Here is a 1112-nt window from a genome sequence, read left to right on the forward strand (position 1 = left end):
TGAAGCCCAACAATCCCAATACGCCGGAACCGAACAGCCAGACAGCGGCAGGAACCGGCACGGCTGAAACCGAACCTGAACTGACGTTATCTATAAAAAGAGTTGAGTTGAATGCAGTATCAGTGTGGTTGCTGGCAATGAACTTAAGATCAGAAAAATCGCTGAGTGCTGTGAACGAGAAATTCTGCCAGCCGCTGGAATCGCCATTACCCACTGTAGCGACATCTGACACCAAATATTGAGCATCGCCCGCAATAAGGGCGAAATCGTTGTAAGGCAAATAATCATCAGTATTGAAACTATAGCTGAACGAGATAACATCGCCGGCTAACGCATTAACTGTCTGTGACAATATTGAACCATTGGTTCCGCCATAAGCGCTTGTATCAATACCTAAGAATGTATTTAACACAGCATAACCGCCGGCATCCAGAGTTACATTACCCGCAGTGCCCCAACCTGTCAGCCCGGAATCAAAGTTTCCGTTTGTAATCGTTGCGGAATTTGCGATTTGACTGACAGACAGCAATCCTAAAATAGCCGCCGCTAATTTCACTTTTTTCATCGTATCCTGCCTTGTTGCTTAATGTTAAAAGTCCATATTTTTTGATACTCTAAAATTTATGGAATCTCACCCCTATGAGCTGATAAGCATTCATAGCCAATATAAAGAATTACTTTACTTGTAGGGGCTCTGCGAGATTATATTTACCCTCATTGCTTATTTATGTGACAGGCCCCTAAAAACTATTACTTTCCATAGACCTAGTAAAAATTTCAAGCGCATCTAACTGCTCCGCCCCTGGCTGTTTTTTAGAATACCTATTTAACCGGCAACGGACAGTGCCCGGCAAAACATGAGTTGCTTCTGGTTATGCCGATCTCCTGTATGCTTGGCTCAGAGTATAGGGATACGTTTGACATTGCGACGGCATCCCCGGCACTAAAGGACGGTTCTCGGGAATTGAGCAATAAAAAACCGCCTTCGGCTGCCCGAGAGGCGGTCCTTGTTAAGCAATCGTGAGTGGTATTTTATGCCGCTAACGACTGAGAACGCTTGCGATTGAAGCCCAACAATCCCAATACGCCGGAACCGAACAGCCAGACAGCGG

The 1112-nt window shown here is 45.4% G+C and carries 1 pseudogene; it reads right to left on the minus strand.

Going from position 1 to position 1112, the window contains the following annotated elements:
* Nucleotides 1-565: pseudogene (locus IT781_RS21895) on the minus strand (hypothetical protein); the annotation flags it as partial.
* Between the last annotated feature and the right edge of the window lie 547 nt (nt 566-1112).

This window comes from Methylobacter sp. BlB1 (genome assembly GCF_015476545.1).
In the GTDB taxonomy this organism is placed as follows: domain Bacteria; phylum Pseudomonadota; class Gammaproteobacteria; order Methylococcales; family Methylomonadaceae; genus Methylobacter.